24 protein-coding genes, 1 pseudogene and 1 riboswitch are annotated in these 25,549 nt (G+C 48.1%); of the genes and pseudogenes, 20 read left to right on the top strand and 5 right to left on the bottom strand.

The window, feature by feature from the left end:
* Positions 1–18 precede the first annotated feature (18 nt).
* The 9 genes from C812_RS10560 (at position 19) to C812_RS21875 (ending at position 9,102) form a co-directional block, all read left to right on the top strand.
* The gene (locus tag C812_RS10560) at positions 19–939 is read left to right on the top strand and encodes a carbohydrate ABC transporter permease (RefSeq protein ID WP_016312648.1); all 921 of its coding nucleotides are present in this window, start codon (positions 19–21) and stop codon (positions 937–939) included.
* A 58-nt stretch (positions 940–997) separates the two neighbouring features.
* Positions 998–2,695, top strand: coding sequence for an extracellular solute-binding protein (locus C812_RS10555; RefSeq protein ID WP_016312647.1), 1,698 nt, complete (start codon positions 998–1,000; stop codon positions 2,693–2,695).
* A gap of 36 nt (positions 2,696–2,731) precedes the next feature.
* Positions 2,732–3,715 carry a Gfo/Idh/MocA family protein gene (locus C812_RS10550; protein WP_016312646.1) on the top strand — a complete coding sequence of 328 codons (984 nt, stop codon included), beginning with the start codon at positions 2,732–2,734 and terminating at the stop codon, positions 3,713–3,715.
* 18 nt (positions 3,716–3,733) lie between these two features.
* Complete coding sequence (locus tag C812_RS10545; RefSeq protein WP_016312645.1) at positions 3,734–4,816, top strand: Gfo/Idh/MocA family protein; 1,083 nt, start codon at positions 3,734–3,736, stop codon at positions 4,814–4,816.
* Positions 4,817–5,110: 294 nt separating this feature from the next.
* Positions 5,111–5,701, top strand: coding sequence for a hypothetical protein (locus C812_RS21520; RefSeq protein WP_167669317.1), 591 nt, complete (start codon positions 5,111–5,113; stop codon positions 5,699–5,701).
* Between the two features lie 115 nt (positions 5,702–5,816).
* Positions 5,817–6,791 carry a hypothetical protein gene (locus C812_RS10535; RefSeq protein ID WP_016312643.1) on the top strand — a complete coding sequence of 325 codons (975 nt, stop codon included), beginning with the start codon at positions 5,817–5,819 and terminating at the stop codon, positions 6,789–6,791.
* Positions 6,778–8,082: a hypothetical protein gene (locus C812_RS10530; protein WP_016312642.1), complete on the top strand. Its 1,305-nt coding sequence runs from the start codon at positions 6,778–6,780 to the stop codon at positions 8,080–8,082. Before C812_RS10535 ends, C812_RS10530 begins: the two co-directional genes overlap by 14 nt.
* Positions 8,072–8,743 carry an ABC transporter ATP-binding protein gene (locus C812_RS10525; RefSeq protein ID WP_016312641.1) on the top strand — a complete coding sequence of 224 codons (672 nt, stop codon included), beginning with the start codon at positions 8,072–8,074 and terminating at the stop codon, positions 8,741–8,743. Before C812_RS10530 ends, C812_RS10525 begins: the two co-directional genes overlap by 11 nt.
* Before the next feature lie 74 nt (positions 8,744–8,817).
* Positions 8,818–9,102 carry a transposase gene (locus C812_RS21875; protein WP_084770697.1) on the top strand — a complete coding sequence of 95 codons (285 nt, stop codon included), beginning with the start codon at positions 8,818–8,820 and terminating at the stop codon, positions 9,100–9,102.
* 272 nt (positions 9,103–9,374) lie between these two features.
* Here C812_RS21875 and C812_RS21870 read toward each other — a convergent pair whose 3' ends face one another.
* Positions 9,375–9,680 (bottom strand): IS110 family transposase, encoded by a 306-nt coding sequence (locus tag C812_RS21870; RefSeq protein WP_167669315.1) that lies wholly within the window; start codon positions 9,678–9,680, stop codon positions 9,375–9,377.
* Between the two features lie 51 nt (positions 9,681–9,731).
* On the opposite strand from C812_RS21870, the pseudogene C812_RS10510 reads away from it, so the two are divergent.
* From C812_RS10510 to C812_RS10495, 4 genes and pseudogenes are all read left to right on the top strand, one after another.
* Positions 9,732–10,877 (top strand): annotated as a pseudogene (locus C812_RS10510) (IS3 family transposase).
* Positions 10,878–11,011: 134 nt separating this feature from the next.
* Positions 11,012–11,290 carry a hypothetical protein gene (locus C812_RS10505; protein WP_167669314.1) on the top strand — a complete coding sequence of 93 codons (279 nt, stop codon included), beginning with the start codon at positions 11,012–11,014 and terminating at the stop codon, positions 11,288–11,290.
* A 166-nt stretch (positions 11,291–11,456) separates the two neighbouring features.
* Positions 11,457–12,104 (top strand): GntR family transcriptional regulator, encoded by a 648-nt coding sequence (locus C812_RS10500; protein ID WP_016312637.1) that lies wholly within the window; start codon positions 11,457–11,459, stop codon positions 12,102–12,104.
* Between the two features lie 42 nt (positions 12,105–12,146).
* Entirely contained in the window at positions 12,147–13,322 is a 1,176-nt protein-coding gene (locus C812_RS10495) for a helix-turn-helix domain-containing protein (protein WP_016312636.1), read from the top strand.
* 52 nt (positions 13,323–13,374) lie between these two features.
* Here the strand turns inward: C812_RS10495 and C812_RS10490 are convergent, their stop codons facing one another.
* A complete protein-coding gene (locus C812_RS10490) occupies positions 13,375–14,283 on the bottom strand; it encodes an RraA family protein (protein WP_016312635.1) in 909 nt (302 codons plus the stop codon).
* Positions 14,284–14,570: 287 nt separating this feature from the next.
* Here C812_RS10490 and C812_RS10485 point away from each other — a divergent pair, with 287 nt between their 5' ends.
* The 4 genes from C812_RS10485 to C812_RS10470 all read left to right on the top strand — a co-directional run bounded on the left by C812_RS10485 (position 14,571) and on the right by C812_RS10470 (position 18,736).
* Positions 14,571–15,527 (top strand): carbohydrate ABC transporter permease, encoded by a 957-nt coding sequence (locus C812_RS10485; RefSeq protein ID WP_016312634.1) that lies wholly within the window; start codon positions 14,571–14,573, stop codon positions 15,525–15,527.
* Positions 15,524–16,351: a carbohydrate ABC transporter permease gene (locus tag C812_RS10480; protein WP_016312633.1), complete on the top strand. Its 828-nt coding sequence runs from the start codon at positions 15,524–15,526 to the stop codon at positions 16,349–16,351. The genes C812_RS10485 and C812_RS10480 overlap by 4 nt, the downstream gene beginning before the upstream one ends.
* A 65-nt stretch (positions 16,352–16,416) precedes the next feature.
* A complete protein-coding gene (locus tag C812_RS10475; RefSeq protein WP_244268304.1) occupies positions 16,417–17,727 on the top strand; it encodes an ABC transporter substrate-binding protein in 1,311 nt (436 codons plus the stop codon).
* A gap of 25 nt (positions 17,728–17,752) precedes the next feature.
* On the top strand, positions 17,753–18,736 hold the full coding sequence (locus C812_RS10470; protein WP_016312631.1) for a mannonate dehydratase: 984 nt from the start codon (positions 17,753–17,755) through the stop codon (positions 18,734–18,736).
* 87 nt (positions 18,737–18,823) lie between these two features.
* Here the strand turns inward: C812_RS10470 and C812_RS10465 are convergent, their stop codons facing one another.
* The 3 genes from C812_RS10465 to C812_RS10455 are packed head-to-tail and all read right to left on the bottom strand — an operon-like array spanning position 18,824 to position 21,831.
* Positions 18,824–20,212: a mandelate racemase/muconate lactonizing enzyme family protein gene (locus C812_RS10465; RefSeq protein WP_016312630.1), complete on the bottom strand. Its 1,389-nt coding sequence runs from the start codon at positions 20,210–20,212 to the stop codon at positions 18,824–18,826.
* Positions 20,213–20,260: 48 nt separating this feature from the next.
* Positions 20,261–21,037, bottom strand: a complete 777-nt coding sequence (locus C812_RS10460) for an SDR family NAD(P)-dependent oxidoreductase (RefSeq protein WP_016312629.1) — start codon at positions 21,035–21,037, stop codon at positions 20,261–20,263.
* Positions 21,034–21,831 (bottom strand): SDR family NAD(P)-dependent oxidoreductase, encoded by a 798-nt coding sequence (locus C812_RS10455; RefSeq protein WP_016312628.1) that lies wholly within the window; start codon positions 21,829–21,831, stop codon positions 21,034–21,036. The genes C812_RS10460 and C812_RS10455 overlap by 4 nt, the downstream gene beginning before the upstream one ends.
* A gap of 171 nt (positions 21,832–22,002) precedes the next feature.
* Between C812_RS10455 and C812_RS10450 the strand changes: the two genes are divergently transcribed.
* The 3 genes from C812_RS10450 to C812_RS10440 all read left to right on the top strand — a co-directional run bounded on the left by C812_RS10450 (position 22,003) and on the right by C812_RS10440 (position 25,475).
* The gene (locus C812_RS10450) at positions 22,003–22,896 is read left to right on the top strand and encodes an RCC1 domain-containing protein (RefSeq protein WP_016312627.1); all 894 of its coding nucleotides are present in this window, start codon (positions 22,003–22,005) and stop codon (positions 22,894–22,896) included.
* A gap of 468 nt (positions 22,897–23,364) precedes the next feature.
* Positions 23,365–23,454, top strand: a riboswitch (cyclic di-GMP riboswitch).
* Positions 23,455–23,605: 151 nt separating this feature from the next.
* Positions 23,606–24,418 carry a CheR family methyltransferase gene (locus C812_RS10445; protein ID WP_016312626.1) on the top strand — a complete coding sequence of 271 codons (813 nt, stop codon included), beginning with the start codon at positions 23,606–23,608 and terminating at the stop codon, positions 24,416–24,418.
* A gap of 19 nt (positions 24,419–24,437) precedes the next feature.
* Positions 24,438–25,475 (top strand): protein-glutamate methylesterase/protein-glutamine glutaminase, encoded by a 1,038-nt coding sequence (locus C812_RS10440; RefSeq protein WP_016312625.1) that lies wholly within the window; start codon positions 24,438–24,440, stop codon positions 25,473–25,475.
* The last annotated feature ends 74 nt before the right edge of the window (positions 25,476–25,549 follow it).

Below are 25,549 nucleotides of genomic sequence, written 5' to 3'. Positions count from 1 at the left end.
CATGAGGAGGTTGTGCGCATGGGGGCGAAAAGGCTGACGTCGGCGGACCGAATTTACATGGTGCTTAACTATTCGGTGTTGTTTATATTTTGCGCCACGGCGCTGTATCCCTTTATCTATTTCCTTGCCCTTTCGTTTAATGACGGCTACGACGCGATGAAGGGCGGAATCTACTTTTTTCCGAGAGTCTTTACTTTAGAGAATTATGCAAAAGCGTTTACCAATCCATTGATCTTAAATTCGTTTTATGTATCGATCGCCCGAACCGTGATTGTAACGGTTGGTTCGGTATTATTGACGGCTTTGCTGGCCTACGCGCTGTCGCGGAAAGGCTTGCCCGGCCGGAGGTATATTGTCTTCTTCTTTTTCTTCACCACATTGTTCAGCGGGGGCTTGATCCCGACCTTTATTCTGTTCCGGCAAATCCACATTCTCAACACGTTTTGGGTATTGGTGCTGCCTTCCCTTTACAGCTTCTTTAACGCGATTATTATGAAAACCTTCTTTGACGGAATTCCTGAAGCTTTGTCCGAGTCGGCCCGGATTGATGGTGCCAGCGAATTATCCGTATTCGCCAGAATCATCCTGCCGCTCTCGATGCCGGTACTGGCGACCATTGCCTTGTTTGTTGGGGTCGGGGTGTGGAATGACTGGTTCACGGGGCAGTTTTTTATCCAAAATGAAAAATTACACCCTGCAGCGACCTTTCTAAACAAAATGATTAGTGAAGCTTCCTTCCAGTCGATGACTTCGTCGTCGGGGAACAGCGGTTCTGCGATTCAGAACATGACCGAATCCCAACTGGAGCTGCGAGGGGTGACTCCGGAGGCCTTGCGGATGACGTTCGTCATCATTATTACGACACCGATCATTTGTGTGTATCCGTTTCTCCAGAAGTATTTCGTAAAAGGCGTATTGGTTGGCTCGCTTAAGGAGTAGTTGGTATAAAAGGCGAAGCCTTTTATATAAAAAATGTTCATTGAAAGGGGAGTAGAGTATGAGCAAGAACGGGTTGAGGAGCGGTTTGATCATCACACTGATCGCCATTCTGCTGACAGCATGCGCAGGTTCAGGAGGGAATAAGGAGGCGAGCACGGTTAACTCGGGTTCGAACGAGCCGGGGAACGTGAGTGAGACGGGGGCTGAAGAAATTAAGCCTGTCACCTTAACGTACCTCAGCGCCTGGAACGGCGGCGGGGGTGCTTTTCCACAAGATCAGGAGAATAATCCCGTAGCTCAAAAAATCCGGGAAAAAACCGGGGTTACCTTGAAAATGGAATCGATCACGACCAGCGAAGTAGAGAAATTGAACACGATCTTCGCTTCCGGTACCGTACCGGATATCGTGAATGCCCCATTCTGGTCAACGACCGGGGGAGAAGGACAAGTTATCAAGAAAGCGGCCATGGAAGGCCAGATTCTGGACTTGACTCCTTATCTGGATAAATACCCGAACGTAAAAAGACTTGTGACGACCGGGATCGCGAAAGACTTTAACGAGTTCGATCTGAACAGCCCGGATTTTGAAGGAAAAACCTATCTCATTCCTACCGAAACTCCAGACGGAACCCCTGAGAGCATTCATAACTGGAACTACGGCCTTTTTGCCCGGGGAGATATTCTGAAGGCACTGAATGTCAAAGCCGAGGAGATCGACACGCAAGAAGAGCTGTATGATCTGCTGGTTAAGATCAGAGACGGCGGATTTAAGGATATTGCCGGCAAGCCGGTTATTCCGGCAGGTACGATGTGGAATGGTTGGGACTATGGCCAATTCCTTGCCGGTTGGTCCGATTACAACATCTCCGACTATCGTGAAGAAGACGGGAAGCTGATCCACTGGACGCAATCCAAGGATCATGAAGAACGGCTGCTCTACATGAGAAAGTTGCTGAACGAAGGGCTGTTTGACCTTGAAGCCTTCAGCAATACGAGCACAACGGCGAACGAAAAGCTGACGACAGGTAAGCTCGCTGTATTCGGTGCGCAACCGATGTTAGCGGAGTTGTCTAAGACGCTGTATAAGACGAATCCGGAAATGCAATACGAGCTGCTTGGCCCGATGAAGAATAAGCGCGGTGAAATTCGGACGCAAGTAGAGAAACCGGGACGTTCCGGCTTCCCTGTCCTGTTCTTAAGCGCGAACATCAAGGACCCTGATGCAGCATTGCGTTACATTGATTACGTAAACAGTGAGGAAGGTCGTTTATTGGCCTACTACGGTATTGAGGGGACGCACTATACGCTGGAAAATGGGATTCCGCAATGGATTCCGGATGTGAAGAAGCAATTTGATGAGAACCCGGATCTGAAGAGAGACGCAGGGCTTAATTTCCTTCCGGGAAGATTCATTGGCGCCTTCTCTGATTCCGTCACTTGGCCGATTCCAGAAGACCAAAAAACGCAGTGGCAAAAACTGGAGGAGAGCTTCTCGGCCAGAATGCCGATCAAGATCATCGACAAGGTTAGCGCGAGCTACCTGGCGAGAGAATGGCCGAAGTATGACGAGTTTATCAATAAGACCAGCAGCTTGAATTTTGACGATGAATTTAAGAAAGCCCTGTTTGCCTCGTCGGATCAAGAAGCTCTAAATATTTTGCATAAAACTCAAGAGAAATTCCGAGATGCAGGCGTAGAGGAAATGGCAGCGTTTGTGGCGCAAAAAGCGGCAGAGCGGGATGATGTAGGGTTCTAAGCCCTACTCATCCTGAAGATGAAGGAGGGAACGAGGATGTTAAACGTGGCGATGTTAAGTAAGTGGCATGTGCATGCAGAGGACTATGCCAGAGTGTTACAGTCCCATGGGAATGTGAAGATTACCGCGGTCTGGGACGAAGAACCTGAACGCGGAAGGGAATGGGCTGCCCGATTGAGTGCGGACTTTGAGGCGGATCTGGACACTCTTTTGCGGCGGGAAGATGTGGATGGGGTAGTGGTGGATGCCCCTACGAGCATGCACGCTGATGTCATGGTGGCTGCGGCGCAAGCCGGCAAGCATATTTTCACCGAGAAAGCGATGGCGCTGACCACGGAGGAATGTGAGCGAATATCGGCAGCGGTACGTGAGGCCGGCGTTAAGTTCTGTATCTCCTTCCCGGCCCGCACGAGACCGCAGGAATTGTTCGCAAAGCAGCTGATCGATGACGGAATCCTAGGGGATGTGACACTTCTGCGCATTCGGAACGGGCATGACGGGGCATTAAACAATTGGCTGCCGGAGTACTGGTATGATGAGAAGCAAGCCGGCGGCGGGGCGATGATGGATTTAGGCTGTCACCCGATGTATCTTGCCAGCTGGTATTTAGGAAAGCCAAAACGGATCACTTCCATGTTCCACTACTTCACTCATCGCGCCGTGGAAGATAATGCACAATGCTCCATCGAGTTTGCCAACAACGCGGTTGCCCTGGTCGAAACCAGCCTGGTGACGTATCGAACTCCTTCTGCGCTTGAAATTTACGGTACAGAAGGCACATTGATCATCTCGGATTCGAACGTGAAAGTCATTTCGAAGAAATTCGATTCCCCCTTCTCCGGATGGATATCGCCAACACAGCTCCCTGCAGCGCAGCCGCTCCCGATCGTTCAATGGGTGGATGCCTTGCTTGAGGATAAGCCGATGCCGTTCGGACTGGAAGATGGAACGAAATTAACAGAGCTTCTGGAGGCGGCCTATATCGCCCACAAGGAAAATCGAACGGTGGAGTTCAAGTAGCGCGGAGGAGGGGAACGGATGAGAACGGTAAAAGTAGGGATCATCGGTTGCGGACTCATTGCCAATGACAAGCATATGCCGAGTTTAGCGAAGGTGGACAATGTGCGGATGGTAGCCTTCTGCGACTTGATCCCGGAAAGAGCTGAGGCTGCCGCGAAGAAATTTGGTACGCCGGATGCCAAGGTGTTCACGAATTATAAGGATCTGCTGGCGCTGGAAGAGATCGAGGTTGTACATGTGTTAACCCCCAATAGTTCTCATGCCTCGATTTCCATCGATGCGCTCGAAAGCGGCAAACATGTCATGTGCGAGAAGCCTATGGCGGTCACGGGTGCTGAGGCAAAAGCGATGTATGAAGCTCACTTGCGAAGCGGCAAGAAGCTCACCGTCGGTTACCAGAGTCGATCCAGCGCCAAGAGCCAACTGCTCAAGAAGATGATCCAAAATGGCGAACTGGGAGATATCTATTTCGCCAAAGCGGTGGCTACTCGCAGAAGAGGTGTACCGACCTGGGGCGTGTTCTTGGATAAAGAGAAGCAAGGCGGCGGCCCGATGATCGATATCGGAACTCATTCCCTGGACCTGATCCTCTGGTTAATGGATAATTATGAACCGGAAAGCGTCGTCGGCAGTGTGTTCCATAAGCTGAAATACACCGAAAATGCCGCAAACGAATGGGGCTCTTGGGATCCGAATGAGTTCGAAGTCGAAGACTCCGCGTTTGGCTACGTGAAATTCAAAAATGGAGCTACGGTCATCATCGAAACGAGCTGGGCCTTGAATATTGCAGATGACGCGGGCAATCTACTGTGCGGCACGAAGGGCGGGGCGGATTTTAATAACCGTAAGCTGCGGATCAACGGCGAGAGAGACGGAAGCTTGTTCGTGAATGAAATCGATGTCGATCCTAACGCAAGAGAACTGTTCCGCGGGGAGAAGTTGACCGATTTCGAGTATGAAGCCAAACAATGGATTCACAGCTTTGTCAACGACACGGAGCCTCTCGTGAAACCGAGGGAAGCGATGATCGTATCTCAGATTTTGGAGGCGGTCTATCAATCCGCGGAAACAGGGAAGATCGTTTATTTTGATCAGGAATAAGTACGTATAAGGCCGTGAGGCGTAAGCTTCGCGGGACAGAGGGCATGAAAACAAAATGGGGCTGTCCAGAAAGTCAGTGAAAATTGACCTCTGGACGCCCTGTTTTGATAAATGTTAAAAAAAGGAACAAAATAACCTAATTTTCCTGTAGAATGAAGTTACCACACAACAATCTACAAAAGGCGTAGCTCGGCGTGATTGATGAGATGATTGAAGCCATCCCGGATGAGCAGTTGTTTGCTCACTATACGGCGAGGGCTAAAGAAGGTTCACACGGAGTTTGGGATTGTGGCTTTGGCTCACAATCTGCTTAAGGTGGCGGGTATCCGCCAAGCTACTCTATCAATCAAAATATATATTATATTTACAAAAATGCCATTGACTAAAAATAATAAGAGAATTATTATAAAAAGGTATATATTGACATTTAAGAGGATGGAGGTAATTGAATTTATGAAAACTAGTTTCAAGTATTTGGTGGCGACGTCTGTAATTAGCATTTCTCTTCTTGCAACTGCTGTGCCTGGATTTGCCGATACAGCGCTAAAAGCATCGGGTGGATGGAGTGAATCAGGAGGCTATTATATTAATCAAGCTAGATCAACTGGCGTAGGTATTTTCGCAAGTGATAGTCCCGATAAACATTATGGTGAACGTCGTACAAAAACAGAAGATCATGGTGAGACTGTATTTTACGCAGCTTATGGTTACACTATTTGGAAGGATACATACCATTATACAACTGCAAGGATGGAAGATAACAAAGGAAATGTGAGAACAACTAGTGGTAGACAATGGGGAACTGGATATACAGAGGCACAATCTCCATGGTATGCACCAGGTATATTTGAAAATACTGAGGCCAGAACGTACTGGGGACATTAAGCTTAACTCATATTGGGACATAAGTAGGATTAATATAGTGAAAAGGTTACTCAATCTATGGATTCGGATTAAGTAACCTTTCACTCTTTAACCCAAATGAAATGAGGAAAATGAATTGATTACGCTAAGAAAGAAAGATGCAGTTCTTTACATTGTTTTGACCGGTCTATTTTTATTCTTCTGTATCTTTCAAACTTATTTACATAAGCAAGAAGAGTTTAATGAAATTTCTAATGAACTATATACTAATCATCATAAAGTTCTTATTAATCAAGGTGATGATCGGTGGTTAAAGGAATTGTCGGATTCCGATTGCAGAATTTTCGCAGAATATAATAGCACCTATCGAGCGTTATTGAAAAATTCAGGGGAATGGTCTCCTCCAATAAGATCGGGGCATTATTTCTTAGAAACAGACCAAGGCCGCAAGGCAGTGGTTGGCAATGAAATGAGAAAACAAGTATATGAACGCGGAGGAAATAAATATATTACTTTTCAAGGAGTAGAATATGAAGTCACCGGTTTTATGGGGGCTTCATTTGCAAGTTCGATAGATTATTTAGTATTACTTATTAATCCTGAACTTCCGAATATCCCTAAAAATACTAGAATTATTGTGGATGGCGATAACGAATCTACAGTTGAAGAGTTAGTTGAAAAAGTTGTAAGCAAAAACCCCCTTATATCTCAGATTGAAAGTACACAGAAAGGTGTAACTAGAACAGCAGAAGTATCATTTTTTAATTTTTTGTTATTCGTTGAAATGTGCATTCTTATATTATTCACTATTACAGCTTTTATAAGATACTGGTATGAAAAAGAAAAGAAAACCATTCGTGTTTTGTTCCTCTTGGGCGTTTCGAAAAGAAAAATATATCAACAAATTATAAATAAATCACTGCTAATTGTGATTTTTTCAAGTATTTCCACATTTTTTGTCATTTATATCTTTGATTCATTCATCTTATTTAATTTGGGTTCGATGATTTTGCTGACATTTATTTTCTTATTTAGTGTTTGGCTATTGTTGAGCTTATTTTTTTATAATGATCATGCAAAAGGAAAGGTAACCAGGAATGATCCTCAATGAATATAGGTTATTTCTAAAGAAATATAAATTTTTGGTACTCATCATGTACTTGCAAATCACAGTTTTTTTAATCCTTTTTGGAACGTTTGTTGCTTTTCTACAGCAACTTGATTATGAAAGTAGGAGCCTTGGTGAAATATATGAAGGAAAGGCGGTCTATCAATTACTGGACAATTATTATGATGGGGAAAAGTATCAAGATTTTAATAGTCAATCGGACTATTTAATAAAATTAAAAAATTACTATTCGATGCTAAATACTTCAACCGATTTTCAATATTTGGCAATGTTTAATCATCACATTCTACTGGAAGATAAAGGCCTTCCGCTTAAATTTGTTGAAGGTTACGAAAGCGGGGGAGAAAAACACCAGGAAAGTATTAATGGAACAGTATATACAGCAGTAAAATCATTTCAAATGAATAAAAAAGCTGCTGATTTTTTTCATCTAAATACGTCGGAAGGAACAATGTGGGGCGAGGACGATTTTAGTAATTCTACCAATACCATGTCAGTATTATTAGGTTCTTCGTATAGAAAGATCTATCAATTAGGTGAAGAAATATCCATAAAATACTACAATAAACCACAAAGAGTAAAGGTTATTGGGTTCTTGAAGGAAAATAGTAAGTTGTTTTTTAATAATAATCCGGAGTTTTATCTTGATGATTACATAATTATTCCATATAGAGAATATGGGAATCCAAAATCAGAGGAAGATGAGTTGTTTCAACAAATAAATTATTTTGCCATGATTAACGGTTTTATTGTTACTGAAAATAATACTGTACAGACTCAAAAAATGTTTCAAAGAATTGATGCGATTGCAAAGCAAAATGCTATCGACTATTCTTTTATCGGTTTGAATCCACATTTTCTAAAATATCGAGGTTTGCTGACAACACTATTAGAAAATAAATCGTTGGTGCAATCATTCTTTTTCGCTATGATTTTTTTAAATTTGTTAATTATTAGCTATATCATCATTTTGCAACAAAAAAGAAGATTTCCTTTTTTATTTATTCATTTTATAAATGGAGCCACTAAGATGGAACTTATCAAAATGCAATTTTTGGAAATTGGAAGTGTTTTCCTGGCAGCTTATTTATCCGCGTTTATTATTATTGATCAAGTTTTAAAATTGGGTGATCTTAAAACACAGTTTATTTTGTTACTGCTGAGCATAGCTATGAGCGTTATTTCGTGCATTGTCCCCGCTTATAAGCTTCTGTATACACCATTCGTTATAAATCATGAAGAAGAAGGGGGAAGAGGGCAAAATGCTTATTGAACTAGCTGGAATCACTAAATGTTATAAGAACGGAAGCCAATACGTCAATATTTTAGAGGATTTGAATTTAAAAATTCATGAGGGAGAATCAATAGCAATAAAAGGGAAGAGTGGTTGTGGAAAATCAACTTTACTAAATATTATAGGTGGGCTTCTTCCTTTCGATAAAGGTGTAATGCTCTTCAATGGTACGGATATCTCAAAACTAACAGAAAACCAAAGAGCCGAGTACCGCAAAAAAAATATTGGCTTTGTAACTCAAAATTTCCATTTGCTTGATGACAGGAATGTTTTTGAAAATATTGCCCTCCCGCTACAATATCTTGGGATGCCAAAACATCAAATAAAGGCTAGGGTTGAAGAAATTCTTTATGATCTGGATATTGAGTATACAATAAAGAGAGAAATTTCAACATTATCTGGTGGTGAACGTCAACGGGTTGCTATTGGACGTGCTATTGTAAAAAGACCATTATTGCTTTTGGCAGATGAACCTACCGGTTCACTTGATGAACAAACCGAAGAATCGATTTTGAAAATATTTAGTTCTCTGCATCAACAAGGAGTGACGCTAGTCATAGTTACTCATGACGATACTGTTGCAAAAAGTTGTCAGCATATATATAAACTACAGCATAAGGAGTTGCATTCTGTAAGTTAGTAAATTAGTATTCAGTAAAAATATGTACAAATTAACGAAGTCTTCACGTTAACAAATATTCAGACAATAAGGATGTGAGAGCCAAAAAGCCGACGGGGCTGTCCAGAAAGTCAGTGAAAACTGACCGCCGGACGCCCCGTTGTTGTCGACTACTACAGAACGGTTACTCGCAAAAGGTTTACTCCTGTCACGGTATCGAAAAGCTGTTGCGTGAAAATCTCCCGGCCATGTGGCTGGCAGCCATGCAGCAGCCCGACTTCCGCACCTTGAACGATTTCCGTGGTGTGCGCATGAAAGCGTTCATGGACGAGCTGTTTGAAACGATGATCCAAAAGCTCATCGCAGAAGATCGAAGCTAACGCCAATAAGTATTCGTTTGTGTGGAAAAAATCCACGCTTCGCTCTGGGGAGAAGCTTAAGGAAAAGGTGCAGGCGACCGGAGCATCTTTATGTTGCTCGAATAAATTGGACAATAACTTTATCGTAGTTTGCCAATTCTTCGACTAGAACGCACAACTGTTTAATAAGCACGAGGGCTAGTCTGGATTTGGCTCTTACAGTAGCTTCAGGTACAGGAATTTGAGGACTATGTGCAATCCGAAGGATTTCCTCCGCTTTTGACTCCGGTGATTTATGGCGACATCCGGAGTTCCTCAATAAGCTCATTAGAAATTGTTAAGGCTCTGAGATTAGCAAATTCCTTACGTCCTATATCAGCCAACAGCTTAGCGTTTATAAAGTCTGTTTTCGCTCCTGATGGTCTACGCTGGCGATCTACAACCTTTGGATTAAGTGGATAAATACGAAAACCTTCCTGTAATAAAGCGCTGACCAGCAATCCCCGACTAGTTTCAATAAAGCAGTAAGTTTTGTCTTTGGGAATATGCAGTTCTTTTAAATGTTCAGTAAATTTGATGCTAGACTTAAAAATGGACACGGAGAATCGAGAATGCGAAAATAAAATCAAATCGACTCGAGGTGTCCGAAAATGGCTAAACCGTACGACAAGGAATTTAAACTACAGACGGTCCGGATGATTCAGGACGAGGGAAAGCCGGTGGTGCAGGTCGCCCGGGAACTGGGGATCAACGACAACACCCTGTACCGCTGGATGGCGGAGTACAAGCAGAGCGGACAGCAGGCCTTCCCAGGCAGCGGGCAACTGAAGCCTGACGACAAAGCGATCCGCGACATGCAGAAACGAATTCGTGACTTGGAAGAGGAGAACGAGATCCTAAAAAAGGCGATGCACTACTTCGCGAAAGACCGGCGCTGATTTATTCCTTTATCCACGAACACCGCTTCCAGTGTCGTGTTGCGAAGATGTGCCAAGTATTCGATGTATCCAGAAGCGGTTATTATGCCTGGGTGAAAGCAAACTGAGCGTCAGAAACGCCGTGAGGCGTTGGAGCAGCACATTCGTCGGGCTTTCCTGGACTCGCGAGGTCTATATGGCAGCCCGAAAATCACAAAAGTGCTGAACGGACAAGGCGTTCACGTGACGGAGAAAACCGTTGCCCGTATCATGAAGGAGCTTGGCCTCAAATCCCGAACCGTGAAGAAATACAAAGCAACAACCAACTCCAATCATCGGCTGCCGGTGCAAGAGAATGTACTGAATCAGCAGTTTACAGCCGAAGCGCCGAATCAGGTGTGGACAGCGGACATCACGTATATCCCGACCGACGAAGGCTGGCTGTATCTGGCGAGTATTTTGGATGTATGCACGTGCAAAATCGTCGGTTTCCATATGGACGAACGGATGACGAAGGAACTGGTCATCCAAGCGCTGGATCAAGCCTACAGCCTGCAACGGCCGCGCGGCGAAGTCCTGCACCATTCCGATCGCGGCAGCCAATATGCTTCGTACGACTATCAGGCGCGTCTGCGCAAATACGGCATGACGGGCAGTATGAGCCGAAAAGGCAACTGCTACGACAATGCCTGTATCGAGTCTTTTCACAGCGTGCTGAAGAAGGAACTCATTTATTTGGAAAAATTTCAAACGCGTGAACAGGCGAAAAAGCGCATCTTTGAATATATCACTTGTTTCTACAATGGGAAACGGATTCACTCCGCGATTGGATACATGACGCCCAATCAACGGGAACGTATGTACCGTCTTTCTGCGTAGTTCTCTCGATTTTTTGTGTCCATTCTATTGACAGAGGTCCACTGAAGAATATCCAATGGGATTGGGACACCGCTTGGGTTAAGGGAAATCTCATTCATCAGGAGGAAGTGCTGGAGGAATCGGAACACCGTAAAGTGGAGCGAACCGGCCTGCATTCCCGGCAATTTATCGAGACCTTCCGGTACACCTTCTCGCAGTCGATCGACATTGAATGTAACGACAGCGTCCAGGTGCTGAACCTCGTAGAAGGCGGGCAAATTACGATCTATAGTAAGACCGACGCTTTTCCCCCATTCGATGTTCACTACGCCGAGACGGCGATTGTCCCGGCAGCCGTAGGCACTTACTCGATCCGGCCTTCGGGAGTGTCGGAAGGGAAGAAGGTCATGATCATCGTTGCATCGGTTCGCTAAGCTCGCACGAATCAAAAATTGATTATAGTCCGTGAGGCGTAGGCTTCGCGGACTTTTTTTGTTTTTTATCCAAAAATCGGTATCAGATGCGCAGATGCTCTCATACAATGGAACAAATCAAATTATCGATAATCGATAAACGATAATCGAATGGAGACTGAGAAGGATGCCAAGCAATGAAATCGTCCCGTTGGTGAATTCCATCAGCGAACAAATTTATTTAAGTCTAAAGAGCAAAATTCTTACTGGGGAGTTGGCTCCCGGAACCCGACTGCTTGTGCTCGAGATCGCGGGTCAATTCCAGGTGAGTCAGGCGCCGGTGCGAGAAGCGCTGGAACGGTTGAAGCAGGAAGGATTAATAACCGGGATTCGGAACAAGGGGTCGGTGGTGTCCAACATTACATCCAAGGAGATTCGAGATCTGTTCATCCTCCGGGAAATCATCGAGGGCTACGCGGTTCGCACGACGATGCCAACCTTAACGGAGGCGGATTACGAGGAACTGGAAGCGATGATCCAGCGCCTGGAGAAGTCCGTCGAGCAGAATGACACGCTGCAAATTCTCGAGCTAGATATGGATTTTCATGGCTTCTTCTATAAACGTTGTGACAATCAAGCCATCCTGGAGCTATGGAACCATATGCGGACGAAGGTGATGCGCTTCATGGCCATCTCGAATCGGCATCATACGACGAAAATGTTGGCCGATTGGCATCGGCTGTTGATTGACGCCCTTCGGACCGGGGACAGTGAGGCGGCGGAGGCAGCCTTTATCGAGCACATGCACGCCTACAAATTCATTCATTTGGATTAGGTGCTTGCACACGTTCATTGTTTTTCAAAAGGGGGAAAGAGCATGCTGAATGAACGTCTGGTGTTGGACCAGCAGGCGATCACGACCTGGATGAGTGACCGTCTCCTGCGGTATTTAGTCTCCGGGAGCACAGAAGCCAAGGTAGACTTGAAGGAATGCTTGACCCGGCTTCAGTTGAACCCGTATTACACGTTTCCAACGATTGCGTTGTTGGAGCCGAGTACTCCCGCTGATCATGATTACGATAAGCTGGCTTATTTGGAGTCTATGCGGGAATCGCTTCAGGAACAGATGCCGCGAAGCAGTATCGCCTTCCTGGCGGGTGATGGACGAATTGGGCTGCTGTTCTCATGGGTGTCCAAGGAAGTGCTGGAGCGGCTGCAAGCGGTGCTTCGGGAGCGTTTCGATTACCCAGTGTATATCGGAGTAGGGAAGCCATGCAGCCATTTGAGGGACATTCACCTCTCTTACCGGCAGGCGGCTTGGGCGTTACAGAGCAAGTTCTACAGCGGAAGCGGGCAATTGATGTACTATGGGGAGCTTCGCCGTTTAGAGCCTATCAACCGTTACCCGGCCAAAGAAGAGCAGCAATTGTATGATCATTTCCGGGCGGCGGATTCGGAGGAAGCGATTGCGGAGGCGGTGGAACGGTTTTATTCTGCTGTGTTGGAGCAAGGTCCGATTGACATCAAGAGCATGTATGAGCTGACGATCCGCATGTTGGTTGGCATGGAAAGAAGAGTGGTTGCTGACGAACAAAATGTAGGCGCTTACAATCCGTTTGAAGCGACATTATTGGTTAAGTTAAGCACACTGGAGGAGCTTAAACGCTACGTCAGCCATTTTTTGACCGGGTTGTGGAAGGTCGCCTCCCCTGGCTTAAAGGAACGGGAGCATCATCGCAGCATCATTAAGAAGTCCATCCACTACATGGAGCAGGAATGCCAGCACGCTTCCCTGCAAAGCGTGGCACAAAAGGTGTATATGACGCCAACCTATTTAAGCCTGCTCTTCAAAACGAACACCGGCAAGACGTTTATTGAACATCTGACCGATATCCGGATCGATAAAGCCAAGGAAATGCTCCGGACCACTCACTATAAAAACTACGAGGTAGCGGAGAAGGTTGGATACCAGGATCCGCGTTATTTCAGCCAAATCTTCAAGAAGAAGGTTGGGGTTTCGCCAAGCGAATATCGAGAGTCGGTGAGCAAATAAAAGAAGGGAGCGGCGCAGCGCCCGCTTCCTTCCTTTTTTGGAGCAAACTCATCTACAGTCGAACATCCGAACGGCGGCCGCCATCCTGTTCGTTCCGGCGCGCCTCTTCGAGCTCCTTCTCCCATGTTAAATGGCGGTATTCTGCAGCTGCCTCGTCGCTTTGGAACCATTGGATGAAGTCCTCCCATAATGCGGTGGGCCAAGCGCCGTCAATCTGCGCGGTTGTGTAGACCCCTTCCTTCAACCGGATGAAACCAAAGACGTCGCGAACCTGGGATTTCTCCGCCTGTTCAACGGTCAGTTCGGCAAGATGGGGAGGGATGAAGATGACGCCTGCCGGCGTTCCCAGCACGACGTCGCCGGGAAGGCAAATCGCCTTGCCGATCCGGGCAGGTACGTTCATGCCTACCATCGTGACATCCCCAATTGCCGTCGGGTCGCTGCCGCGGTAATAAATATTAATGTTCTTGATTTCGGCCACTTGCTGATTATCCCGAATACCGCCCCAGATTACGGCGCCGCCTCGTTTCGTGCGGGTAGAGATGGCTGTCGACAGATTGCCGCCGACATAGGTGCCGAGATGGATTTTATCGAACATATCGACCACCACGACATCATCCTCGACCAGAGAATCGATCACCCACTGGTTAAAGAAGCCCCTTCGTCCCTCTTGCTCATGACCGTAATGGAGCAGCGTTTCATGAAGATCGGGCCGCTTCGGCACCATCACAGCCGTCACCGCACGTCCTACCATCACCTGATCGGGATGGATGATCTTGAAATCGCCTTCAAACTGAAACGTATAGCCACGGTGCCAGAGCGGACCCCATGCTTCCTCCAGCGTAATTTTACGAATTCTTCGCAGGACGTCATCCGGTACCTTCGGACGTCCGTTCTCAAAGCGATCGCCCTTCCACAGCGGCGTCAGTTGAATGATGTCTTCCGGATTATCAAATTTCATTGAAGCGCCTCCTCCCAGCTGGGTAATTGTGAAGCCTTGTCGTTCGATATGACTTTATTGTTAGGGACGGCGGCTCTTTTGTCGATGCGACTATCTTAAGGCTTTTTGCCCGTTGAATCATAATTTTTCCTACCGGCACGCCGGAGGATGAGAGTGAAATCCATGAATTTTAAAAAATCAAACAATATCATAATTTCCTCACCTTCATGGATGAAAGCGCATTCGAATACAGTAGAACTACATTCTTAATCTCAATCACGGATTGCAAGAGGGGAGGAATCCATAGGATGGCTGCACAAATGAACGCTTCGAACGAGGGAGGAATCGCTGAACACGCCGTCCGAAAGCGCGTGAAGACCGGCGCGAATCACCTGGCCGGATATATTTTTATATCTCCGTGGCTGATTGGCTTTCTATTGCTGACGTTATGGCCTATCGCTCAATCGTTTTATCTGTCGTTTACCGACTATTCCTTGCTGGAAGATCCAGTTTGGACAGGAACGAGCAACTACGTCAATATTTTTACCAATGATTCCACCTTTACGAAATCGTTAAGCGTGACCTTTACATTTGTTTTATTCTCCGTGCCGCTGAAGCTGCTGTTCTCGCTGCTCGTCGCGATAGCGCTTAATCAGAAGCTGAAGGGGATGAACCTGTACCGGACAGCGATTTACTTTCCTTCATTGATTGGCGGCAGCATTGCGGTTGCGGCATTATGGCGCAACATGTTCGGGTTAGACGGCTACATCAATCAGGTACTAGCCTGGTTTGGCATCCAAGGCGTGGGCTGGATCACGAACCCGGATACCTCTCTGGGGACACTCATCTTGTTAAATACGTGGCAGTTCGGCTCAACGATGGTCATCTTCCTGGCTGGACTGAAGCAGATTCCGCAAGAGCTTTACGAATCTGCGGCGGTGGACGGTGCGGGCAAGTTCCGACGGTTTATCAGCATTACCATCCCAATGTTGTCTCCCGTCATGTTCTTTAACTTAATTCTCGGCGTTATCGGCTCCTTCCAAACCTTCACCTCCGCTTTCATCATTACCAAAGGCGGCCCGATCAATTCCACTTATGTGTACGCCTTATTCTTGTATGAGAAAGCGTTCAAGCACTATCAGATGGGGTATGCGTCAGCGCTGGCCTGGATTTTGCTGGCGATCGTTGGGATTTTAACCGCGATTAATTTTGCTGTCTCCCGCTACTGGGTGTTCTATGAATCGGAAGGAGGGGGCTCGAAATGAAGCTGGGCTCCAAGTTAGCGAATCATCTGCTCCTTACGCTATTTTCGTTCCTCATGCTGTATCCAGTGATTTGGTGGATTGGCGCTTCTCTGAAGAAGACAGAGGAGCTGAGTTTACCGACGTTGTGGCCCAAGACGCCGATTTGGGAGAACTACATCAAAGGCTGGCACTACTCCAACGATTACACGTTTGCTCATTTCTTTGGCAATACGCTGCTGATGGAGGTGGGGAACGTGTTTGGCGGTGTGCTGACCGCCGCCATCGTCGCTTATGGCTTCGGCAGACTGGATTTCAAGTTGCGTGGTTTCTGGTTCTCAGTGCTCTTGCTGACCATGATGCTTCCCGGCCAGGTTACGGTCGTTCCGCAGTATATCCTGTTTAACTCCTTTGGCTTCGTGGACAGTTACGTGCCACTGGTGCTGCCGCATTTCTTCGGGGGAGGCGCGTTTTTTATCTTCCTTCTGGTCCAGTTTATTCGCGGGATTCCCCGTGATTTGGACATGGCAGCGAAGATCGATGGTGCGTCCGTCTACGGCATCTTTGGTTGGATTATCTTTCCGCTGATCAAGCCGGCGCTTGTGACGGTTGCGATCTTCACCTTCATCTGGAGCTGGGACGATTTCTTCTCGCAAGTGCTGTACCTCAGCTCAGTGGATAAATTTACGGTTGGGCTGGCGCTCCGGGGATTCATTGACCAGTTCGAGATTCAGTGGGGACAGCTGCTAGCGATGTCGCTGTTGTCCGTCATCCCTTCTGTGCTGATCTTCCTTTTCGCGCAGAAGCACTTCGTGGAGGGGATAGCGACAACAGGACTTAAAGGTTGATTTCTTTTTTATCAAAGTGGGTCTTACGCTTAGAAATCGGGAGAAGAAGAAAGGGGATATCGATGATGAGAAAAGTAAAATGGATGAGCTTTGTTTCACTCCTACTGGCGCTGTTGCTGGCCCTGACGGCTTGCGGCAGCGGTGGAGGCGGTGGCAGTGCCGGCGGGAATGGTGGAACAGGAGGTAACAGCGGTGAGAAGACGCTTAGCATCATGTGGTGGGGAACGGACGCGCGTCATGAAGCAACGCAGAAAGCGTTGGACCTGTATTCGCAGCAAAACCCTGGCGTGAAATTCAAACCGGAGTTTATGGCTTGGGACGCGTATTGGCAGAAGCTGCCGACGTTAGCAGCCTCCAAGACGATGACAGACGTCCTTCAGATGGATGCAGCTTATATTCAGGAATACGTCAGCCGGGGACAACTTGAGGATCTGTCCGATATTGACCTGACCGGCATTGTGGATCCTAACGTGATCGAGAACCTGAAAATTGACGGCAAGCTGTACGGCATTCCACTGAGCCAGAACGCCCAGGGAACGGCCTTCAACAAGGTCGAGTTGGAGCAGTATGGCATTCCGCTGCCGCATAAGGACTGGACGTATGACGAGTTTTTCCAATGGGCAAGGGACGCTCGTGCCAAGCTGCCGGAGGGTAAATACCCGATCGGCGATACAACCACTTGGGACTTTTATAACTATTATCAGACGGCGATGGGGAAACCGCCGATTATGTCTGACGGTGGAAAGACATTTACGCTCGACAAGGACCTGTTCATGAAGTTCTATCAAACCTATGAGCAGTTCCGTAAGGACAAAATCGTACCTCCTGCCGAACAGTCAGCCGCCTTCCTTGAAAACGATCCGCAGGCTGACCCGATGGCAAGTGGAGTGGTCATGACGAGAGGTGCAACCACCGGTTCCGTCAGCGCGCTTGAACTGCTCATGCCGGGGAAGGTGGGCGTAGTGAACATGCCGGTTGGTCCTACAGGCGGGGGCTGGGCACAGTCCACGATTTTCCTTAGCGTCAGCACCAATTCAAAGAACAAGGAAGAAGCTAAAAAGTTCGTTAAATGGTTTATCACCGATGAAGCCGCAGGCGATGTGCTGGGTTTGACCCGCGGCATCCCGATCAACCCAGATATTTATAAGAAGCTGGAACCGAATCTGGAAACCAAAGATAAGCTTGGGAAAGAAATTTACGATATGTCTGTAGATAAGGCGTTGCCGTTCTATTCTCCGGCTCCTGGCTTCTCGGAATGGGTCGATACCTATAAGAAGGAGATGGACGCGGTGACGTTCGGTCAGCAATCGATTGAAGAGGCCTTTAACAAGATCGACAAGCTCGGCAAGGAACTGGCGGCCAAGGCGGGCAAATAAGCGATAGAAAGCGGGGAATTACCAAATGCAGCTTGCGGAATTTCTTTCATCTAAGCCCGATCAACTGTGGTATTTGTCGAAGCAGATGAACATCAATTATGCGGTCAGCGGGCTGCCGTGGGACGAGAAGACGGAGAAGCCATGGGATTTGATGCCGCTGATCCGGATGAAGCAGCGGTTTGCCGATTTTGGGCTGACATTATCCGTGATTGAATCGATGCCGCCCAGCAACAAGATTAAGCTCGGGACGCCTGGCCGCGACGAGGAGATCGAGATTTTTCAGCAACTTATTGTGAATATGGGGGCTGCGGGCATTCCCGTACTTTGCTATAACTTTATGGCGCAATTTAACTGGTTCCGCACATCCACGACAACCCGAACGCGAGGGGGTGCGCTTGTCTCCAGCTACGATCACCGCTTGATGGCGAATGCGCCATTAACGGAAGCTGGAATCGTGACGGAGGAGCAGCTGTGGGAGAACCTGCATTATTTTCTGGAAAAAATCGTTCCGGTCGCAGAATCCGCCCGGGTGAAGCTGGCGCTTCATCCGGACGATCCGCCGATTTCGCCAATTCGCGGCGTATCCCGGATTTTGACGAGCGCGGCGGCGTTGCAGCGGGCGATCGATCTGGTGCCCAGCGCGTACAGCGGCATCACGCTGTGCCAAGGGACGCTGGCAACGGCCGGCGAAGACATTCCAGCGGTGATTCGGCATTTTGCCAATCAGCAGAAGCTGTTCTTCGTTCACTTCCGCGACGTGAAGGGCACGCCCGAGAAGTTCGAGGAAACGTTCCATGACGATGGTCAGACGGATATGCTCGAAGCGATGAAGACGTATTACGAGGTAGGCTTTGACGGTCCGGCGAGACCGGATCACGTGCCAACGATGGAAGGTGAGAGCAACGAAAACCCGGGGTATGAGCTGCTTGGCCGTCTGTTTGGCGTCGGTTATATTACCGGCTTAATGGAGGCGGCGGCCAAGATGACCCCAGGTTCCGCTGCCCGATAAGGATATTCGAGAGAAGGATCGTCTTGACCGGCAGATGCCGTTAGGACGATCCTTTTTTTACAAACACATAAAAAAAGCAGCAGAGCGTTAACTCCACTGCCGATCGTTAGAATAATGATAGTTCCATTGGTCTGTAGATTCCCAGAGGCCGCCGATTTCCGGGTGAAGGTGAGCTGCCAACACTTCGTCATTGAGATCGTCGATTCCAAGCCCGGGGGCGTCCGTCAGCGTAATGAAGCCGTTCTGGACGATTCTTTCCGGAAGGCGGCTGCCAATCACGATGTCGTCCCACCAATCTACGTCACAGGAATGGTATTCAAGTGCAAGAAAGTTCTCGGTGGCGACGGCGACGTGAGCCGCAGCGAGGCAGGCGATAGGGCTTTCGGCCATATGGATCGCCATGGCCACACCGTAATCCTGTGCCATGTCTCCGATTTTCTTCGTCTCAAGGATGCCGCCGGCTGTCAGTACGTCCGGGTGGATGACGGACACGCCGCCGGCTTCGAGCAGCGGCTTGAAGTTTTCCTTCAAATAAATGTCTTCGCCCGTACAGATCGGCGTCGTCACGGCGCGGGACAGGCGGGCGTATTGGTCCGTGTACTGCCACGGAATCATATCCTCCATCCATGCAAGATTGAACTTGTCGATGCGCCGGCCCAGCTTGATGCAATCCTCCAGGCCGATATGACCAAAGTGATCGATGGCCAGCGGTACATGACTGCCGATCACGGAACGGACCTCAGCGACGTATTGCTCCAGCATCTCGAGTCCTTTTTCGGTAATGTGAATGCCGGTGAAAGGATGAGGGATGTTGAATATGTCATAATGGCGGTTTTTGATTTCACGAAGCTCTTGTTCGGTAAGGTTACCTTTGTCTCGGGCGTACCGGCGCTTTGAGATCTCCCGCATGTCCTCCAGGAAGCCGAGCGGTGCGCTCAGGGTGCCTGGTTCGTCGATGATCTGTCCGATGCCAAGGTCCATCTTCAGGAAGGTGAAGCCGGCCTCCATCCGTTTCTTCAGCGCCTCGCCCATTGCTTTGCCGGTGTCTTTGCCCACAACGTCCGTGTCGCAATACATGCGGATCCGGTCGCGGAACTTGCCGCCTAGCATTTGATAGATCGGCACTCCGTACGCTTTGCCGGCCAGATCCCAAAGTGCGATCTCGAGTCCGCTGACGCCGCCGCCTTGACGGGCATGGCCCCCAAACTGCTTAATCCGGCGGAACAACTTGTCGATGTTGCACGGGTTCTCTCCGAGAAGCCGGCTTTTTAACATCAGGGCATATACCTTATCTGCGCCGTCGCGGACTTCCCCAAAGCCGACCAGCCCTTGGTTCGTGTAGACCTTGATCAGGCTGCTGTGGAACGGTCCTCCGACGATATCGGTAAAGCGGATATCGGTAATGCGGAGCTCCGAAGGGCTGGAGGAGGTACGGACATGGGCCAGCGTTTCTTCGTATGTTTCTTTATTTACCATGAAATCACTCCTTAGCGAAGGATTGGCTGCAGCCAGCAGCCATGCGGGTTATAAGAGCATGCTCCCGCCATCGAGTCGAATGGCAGAGCCCGTCATGAATTCGCTTTCGTCTGATGCGATGAAGCAGGCGAGATGAGCCACATCAATGGGGAGGCCAACGCGCCCCAACGGAAACTTCTCTTGTTGCTGCTTACGCCGTGCTTCCCGTTTCTTCTCTGCATCCGGATCGTCCGGTGAGATGCGGGGGGATTTGCCCACATCTACGGCTCCCGGTTCAATTGTGTTCACCGTGATGCCATAAGGTGCCAGCTCGATGGCGCTTTCCCGCCCCAGCATGCGGATCGCACCTTTGGTCATGGCATACACCGGGTCAAAATCAGTGGGGCGTTTGGCGTGCACCGACGAAATGAGGATAATTCGCCCGGTTCCTTTTCGTTTCATCCCGGGTATTACAGCTTGGATGCATTGCCAGTAGCCCTTCACATTCGTATCGAACAGGAGATCAAATGTCTCACCATTGTGTTTGAATAGATCGTAATTCAACTGTACGGCAGCATTGTTGACCAGAACATCAACTGGTCCAACCTGGCTTTCGATCTTGTGTATCATCGCGTTATTTTCCCTCTGCTTCGAAATGTCCGCCTGGACAATCAAGCAATGGCCTCCCGATTCGTCTATTCTCCGCTTGGTCTCCAGTACGCCAGCTTCACTCCGGTTATAGTGAAGAGCGGTGACAGCGCCTTTCTTGGCCATTTCCACGGCAATTCCCTGACCGATGCCAGTTCCGGATCCGGTGACGAGAACGACTTTGCCTGTTAAACTCATGGCGAATCACTGCTCCTTGGTTGTCTCATTTTGTGATCCATATAATGAAGCAGGAATCCTCCGTCCAGCCGCAGATCCGCGCCGTTTACGTAACGCGCCTCGTCTGATGCCAGGAAGCAGGCAACATTTGCGATATCGTCCACTGTCCCCAGCCGGGCGCTCGGCACCTTGGTTTCGTAGCTGCGATAGAGCGTGGTCAGCGAACTGCGGAATCGCTCATTATCGCCTGGGATGGGGCCGGCTTCAATGGTATTCACACGGATGCTGTGTCGCCCAAGCTCAAGGGCCGCTTCTTTAGCAAGCAGCTTTATGGCGCCTTTGGAGGCACTGTAGGCGAAGGAGGAGCCGTTAGGTTTCTCAGCATGGATGGAGGAAATATAGATGATGCAGCCAGACTCCCGTGCAGCCATCACCTTCCCGGCAGCTTGCGTGCAAAGAAAGGCCGATTTTGCGTTGATGTTGATCACCTCGCGGAACAATGCTTCAGAGCCGGCTTCAACGGAAAAAGGTACGAACAGGTCATGGTTATGGATCAGCACCTGCAGGGCACCAAGCTCCCGTTCTGCTTGCAGCACAAGTTCGTTTGCGTTGGTGCCGGAGCTTAAATCGACATTGCTTACGAGCACTTTGGAGCCGGAAGCCTTAGCCAAGTTGATTTCAGCTGCAATCTCTATGCCATTGGACGGACTGCTTAGCAGGAGATGGGCGCCATCCTTAGCCCAGCGACGGATCAATGCTTTGCCCGTCGGCTGGTCGGCGTCTGTAATCCAAACGACTTGCGGTGATCGCTTCATACATCACCTCCGAATAGCACGCCCAAGTCAGGGCGGCTAGCTATGACACACTTTCATCATAAGTTTCGACCGTTCCGGGTTCGAGACGTGAAACTTATGATTTTGTTTGATTTTTTTAGGAAGCCTTTCGTATGATGGGGATAGCTTGATTTCTTGGCAAGGGGGATAACTATGGAGCCAGTTTCTCCGAAAATATCGGCGTTCCAAGGAGTACACCAGATGAATATCCCTTTAGCGGCTGGCCCGCGGCATTCCGTTGGACTTCGTTCGGACGGTACAGTGATGGCTGTAGGAGATGCCCGAAATGGCCAGTGTGATGTCAGCGATTGGCGGGGGATCGTGGCGGTGGCGGCAGGTAATGTTCATATGGCAACGAACACAGGAAAGTCGCATACCGTAGGGCTTCGTTCGGACGGTACGGTGGTTGCCACGGGCTGGAATGGGCATCAGCAATGCGAAGTGAGCGAATGGAGCGGAGTCGTAAGCATTGCGGCTGGTTGGCGCAGAACGCTTGGGTTAAGAGGCGATGGTACGGTGGTGGCCGTGGGGCGGAATGCGGAAGGCCAATGCGAAGTCAGCAGTTGGCGGGATATCGTGGCGATCGCAGCAGGGGATTGGCATACCGCTGGTCTGAGCGCCGACGGTACCGTGATCATGGCCGGTAACAATCGCTACGGCCAATGTAATGTGAGCCAGTGGCATGATATCAAGTCCGTGGCGGCCGGTTATCTCCACACCGCAGGTCTTCGATCGGATGGCACGGTCGTAGCCACAGGGTCGAACAAGCATCACCAATGCGAGGTAGGGGATTGGCGCGGAATTATGGCAGTTACTGCCGGTAGCTACCATACGGTTGGATTGAAATCGGACGGCACCGTAGTGGCAGCGGGCTCGAATCAATATGGTCAATGCGAGGTCAGCAACTGGCGTGAAATTGTTGCCATTGCCGCAGGATGTGCGCATACGCTTGGTCTAAAGGCGGATGGCTCGGTTGTGGCGACTGGCCATAATGAGTACGGTCAATGTGAGGTTAGCAAGTGGAGAGGGATAAATTTGTTACTTTAACCCTATTTAACACTATCAGCATATCTCATTAATATTGGCCCTTATCATAGAGTACAGAAACTCAAAACACATAGGAGGTTCGAACTCTATGAAACTGGCAAAAAGCATGCGTTTAAAAGCAGCATTTGCGATAACAGCAGCGACAGCTGAAATCGCAATCTCAGGGTCCTTGAGGATGAACTTCCTCCCATAAGCCTTGCTTCCACTTTCACTAAAAAATGTGAGAGGGAGGCAGGGCTTTTTTGGGTTCGGGTGATGTTAGGAAAACTCTCAAAGTTCTGAAATTTGTCTAAAATTAATTTAAAAATAGGACTATACGCCTATCTTACATTTTAAACCTGAAAATTTTCGTTTTGTTCATTGTTTTTTTCAAGACCACTGCTATAATCTTACATAACAAATCGAAATATGTCGAAAATCACTGTCGAATTCGACATAATCTGATCTTTTTCGCATAAACCACCTTCATAATTTTCTGGGCAAAATTACTGAAAAGTAATGACGCAAAGCCATGGGTCTAAAGTTCTGAAATAGAGCTATGATTGCCAGGTTGCCAATGACTGAATTGCTGAATTCATGCATTGACGATGCCCTTCCAGACAACTAGAAGGGTTTTTCTTTTAACGGATAACATGAATTCGGCAACGAAGGTGTAATTCTCAAACGGGAGAGTCTTATGGCTCTCTCTTCGTATAGGGGAGGTGAAGTGATGATTGAAATTTCAGATAAGGAATTTATCAAATTAGCCGGTTATATCAAAACAAATTTTGGGATTCATTTGAGCGACGAGAAGAGAACGTTGGTAATGGGCCGATTGTGGAACGTCTTGAATTCGCTGAACATGGAAAATTTCTCGGACTACTTGAACTATATTGCTACCGATCAGAGCGGCGAAGCCGCAAGAACGTTTATCAATCAGATGACAACCAATCATACATACTTTATGAGAGAATCAGATCATTTTGATTTGTTTCGCGCCAAAGTTCTCCCCGAACAAGTCCCCAAAATCAAAGATCGAGATTTGAGGGTGTGGAGCGCCGGTTGTTCCACCGGGGAGGAAGCCTATACTTTAGCCATCCTGATCAATGAATTTTTTGGAAATGCTCGGCTCGGATGGGATACAAAGCTGTTGGCGACCGATATATCGGAAAAGGTGCTGATTGAAGCTAAGAAAGGGATTTACAGCCGTGAAGAGGTTGCGCTGTTGCCGGAGCGTTGGAAACATAATTATTTTCATCCGCATGGGATGAACCAATATGAAGTGAAGCCCAAAATCAAAAACGAAGTGGTTTTCCGGCGATTTAATCTCATGGATCCGTTCCCCTTCAAAAAGAAGTTTCATGTGATCTTTTGCCGGAATGTGATGATCTATTTTGACGCAAGTACGCGCATGCAACTGATTCACAAATTTTACGACAGTCTAGTCCCCGGAGGGTATTTATTTATTGGTCATTCCGAAACGATCCAACGGGATCACACCAAATTTAAGTACGTGATGCCTGCGGTTTATCGCAAAGAGTAACGATTGGAGAGTTGCCTGGATGCAGGTCAGAAATAAGATTAAAGTTCTGGTCGTAGATGATTCTATGGTGTTTCGCGAAATGATTGCCCGCGGGATTACGACGGACCCTGACATTGAAGTTGTAGCTACAGCTGCGGATCCATTCGAAGCAAGGGACAAGATATTAAAATATCATCCGAATCTCATGGTCTGCGACGTGCAAATGCCGAAAATGAACGGGATTGAATTTCTTCGGCGCTTGCTGCCTCAGTATTCGATTCCCGTTATCGTGGTCAGCGCGATCAGTTCGTCCGTGTTTGACGCCTTAAACGCCGGTGCGATTGATTTTATCTCGAAGCCGGATAACAAGTTATCGCATGTGGAGAAGTTTATCGAAGAACTGATCGAGAAAATCAAGATTGGCTCGAAAGCAAAAATTGTCCATCAACCGAAGAAACTGGCCGCTTCTCCTGCCGATCCGCCAACGAAGCTGGTTACTGCGAAACCTGCTACAACCAAGAAAGTGATTGCCATCGGGGCTTCTACCGGCGGCACAGAGGCGATTTATACCGTGTTAAAGTCGTTGCCCAAGGATATGCCAGGTATCGTTATCGTTCAGCATATCCCTCCCATGTTCTCGAGAATGTTCGCCGAACGGCTGAATCAGAGCTTATCGATTCGTGTGAAGGAAGCCCAAACAGGCGATACGATTGAGCGGGGCAAAGTGCTGATTGCACCGGGAGATAAACATATGCGAGTGAAGCGTTCCGGAGATCATTTCGTGGTCGAATGTTTTGCAGGCGATAAAGTCAATCGCCATTGTCCCTCGATTGATGTGTTGTTTGAATCCGTGGCGAAAGAGGCGGGGAATCAATCGATCGGAATTATCTTGACCGGTATGGGTTATGACGGAGCCAAAGGATTGCTGGCTATGAAACGCAAAGGCGCCCGAACTATTGGACAAGATGAGCAATCCTCTGTTGTATATGGGATGCCGAAAGTGGCCTATGATCTGGGAGCAGTAGAGAAACAAACCTCGCTGTCTAACATTTCTCATGTTTTAAGTACGATGCTGTAAAACCGTCTTTATTGTAGGGCATTCATTGAATGCCGGTCTCACTAATTAGGTTGGGTTAAACAACTGAAAACCAG

Origin of the sequence: Paenibacillus barengoltzii G22, assembly GCF_000403375.2 — a bacterium.
GTDB lineage: Bacteria > Bacillota > Bacilli > Paenibacillales > Paenibacillaceae > Fontibacillus > Fontibacillus barengoltzii.
Note: the sequence above shows the minus strand (reverse complement) of the source record. Positions and strands in the feature narration are given on the sequence as shown.

What these genes read in the sequence shown, in the direction of transcription:
- C812_RS10550 (WP_016312646.1), top strand. Translation starts at nt 2,732, where the DNA reads ATGTTAAACGTGGCGATGTTAAGTAAGTGGCATGTGCATGCAGAGGAC.
- C812_RS10490 (WP_016312635.1), bottom strand. Translation starts at nt 14,283, where the DNA reads ATGAAATTTGATAATCCGGAAGACATCATTCAACTGACGCCGCTGTGG.
- C812_RS10485 (WP_016312634.1), top strand. Translation starts at nt 14,571, where the DNA reads ATGGCTGCACAAATGAACGCTTCGAACGAGGGAGGAATCGCTGAACAC.
- C812_RS10450 (WP_016312627.1), top strand. Translation starts at nt 22,003, where the DNA reads ATGGAGCCAGTTTCTCCGAAAATATCGGCGTTCCAAGGAGTACACCAG.
- C812_RS10500 (WP_016312637.1), top strand. Translation starts at nt 11,457, where the DNA reads ATGCCAAGCAATGAAATCGTCCCGTTGGTGAATTCCATCAGCGAACAA.
- C812_RS10560 (WP_016312648.1), top strand. Translation starts at nt 19, where the DNA reads ATGGGGGCGAAAAGGCTGACGTCGGCGGACCGAATTTACATGGTGCTT.
- C812_RS10545 (WP_016312645.1), top strand. Translation starts at nt 3,734, where the DNA reads ATGAGAACGGTAAAAGTAGGGATCATCGGTTGCGGACTCATTGCCAAT.
- C812_RS10495 (WP_016312636.1), top strand. Translation starts at nt 12,147, where the DNA reads ATGCTGAATGAACGTCTGGTGTTGGACCAGCAGGCGATCACGACCTGG.
- C812_RS10530 (WP_016312642.1), top strand. Translation starts at nt 6,778, where the DNA reads ATGATCCTCAATGAATATAGGTTATTTCTAAAGAAATATAAATTTTTG.
- C812_RS10555 (WP_016312647.1), top strand. Translation starts at nt 998, where the DNA reads ATGAGCAAGAACGGGTTGAGGAGCGGTTTGATCATCACACTGATCGCC.
- C812_RS10480 (WP_016312633.1), top strand. Translation starts at nt 15,524, where the DNA reads ATGAAGCTGGGCTCCAAGTTAGCGAATCATCTGCTCCTTACGCTATTT.
- C812_RS10455 (WP_016312628.1), bottom strand. Translation starts at nt 21,831, where the DNA reads ATGAAGCGATCACCGCAAGTCGTTTGGATTACAGACGCCGACCAGCCG.
- C812_RS10465 (WP_016312630.1), bottom strand. Translation starts at nt 20,212, where the DNA reads ATGGTAAATAAAGAAACATACGAAGAAACGCTGGCCCATGTCCGTACC.
- C812_RS10525 (WP_016312641.1), top strand. Translation starts at nt 8,072, where the DNA reads ATGCTTATTGAACTAGCTGGAATCACTAAATGTTATAAGAACGGAAGC.
- C812_RS10460 (WP_016312629.1), bottom strand. Translation starts at nt 21,037, where the DNA reads ATGAGTTTAACAGGCAAAGTCGTTCTCGTCACCGGATCCGGAACTGGC.
- C812_RS10440 (WP_016312625.1), top strand. Translation starts at nt 24,438, where the DNA reads ATGCAGGTCAGAAATAAGATTAAAGTTCTGGTCGTAGATGATTCTATG.
- C812_RS10470 (WP_016312631.1), top strand. Translation starts at nt 17,753, where the DNA reads ATGCAGCTTGCGGAATTTCTTTCATCTAAGCCCGATCAACTGTGGTAT.
- C812_RS10445 (WP_016312626.1), top strand. Translation starts at nt 23,606, where the DNA reads ATGATTGAAATTTCAGATAAGGAATTTATCAAATTAGCCGGTTATATC.
- C812_RS10475 (WP_244268304.1), top strand. Translation starts at nt 16,417, where the DNA reads ATGAGAAAAGTAAAATGGATGAGCTTTGTTTCACTCCTACTGGCGCTG.